A 652-nucleotide genomic window follows, 5' to 3' on the forward strand; every position below is an offset into this window, starting at 1 on the left:
GGGCGGCCGCCTCGCTGACGGTCGTCACGGCGGCGTCCGCGCCGATCAGCCGCCGGTGGGCGAGGGCCGTCGGCTTCCCCCACAGGCTGTGCACGGTGACGACGGCCGGCACGCCGCGGCACTCCCGCATGGCCCGCCACGCGAACGGCGACACCACCCCGGTGTGGATGTGGACGACGTCGGGGTCGAAGGAATCCAGCACCGACCGGATCGAACCGAGCACGGGCAGCCCCCACGGCAGCCGCACCCCGACCCGGTCGACGCCCGAACCGGCGGGCCCCGGGGTGGCCGTGGCGATCCGCACGTCGTGGCCGACGCTCCGCTGGGCTCTGGCCAGATCGTCCACCTGGACCTCGATGCCGCCGAGCCGGGGCAGGAAACAGTCGCTCACATGCAGGATCCTCACCCGGCTGAGTCTCGGCTGCCGAAGGGGCCGGAACCGGGTCACGGCGGACGTGTTGCCCCAGGTTTGACCTCCGGCATAAAAGATCTTCACCGCGGGGCGGGCATCCACCAGACGTGCGGACCTGCCTGTTCTTCCACGCCCATCCCGACGACGAGGCGCTGCTGACCGCCGGGCTGATGTCCCGGCTGGCCCGGCAAGGCCACCGGGTGGTGCTCGTCGTCGCCACCGCCGGCGAGGCCGGGCTCG

General features: G+C 73.3%; 2 protein-coding genes. One reads left to right on the top strand and one right to left on the bottom strand.

Going from position 1 to position 652, the window contains the following annotated elements:
* Positions 1-391, bottom strand: a 391-nt coding sequence (locus tag ACYVE7_RS35225; protein WP_460371026.1) for a glycosyltransferase family 4 protein, incomplete at its 3' end; no start/stop codon positions are given.
* Between the two features lie 128 nt (positions 392-519).
* Here ACYVE7_RS35225 and ACYVE7_RS35230 point away from each other — a divergent pair.
* Positions 520-652: PIG-L deacetylase family protein (locus tag ACYVE7_RS35230; RefSeq protein ID WP_460371028.1), on the top strand; the 133-nt coding region annotated here is incomplete at its 3' end.

Source organism: Actinocorallia lasiicapitis (assembly GCF_054778695.1).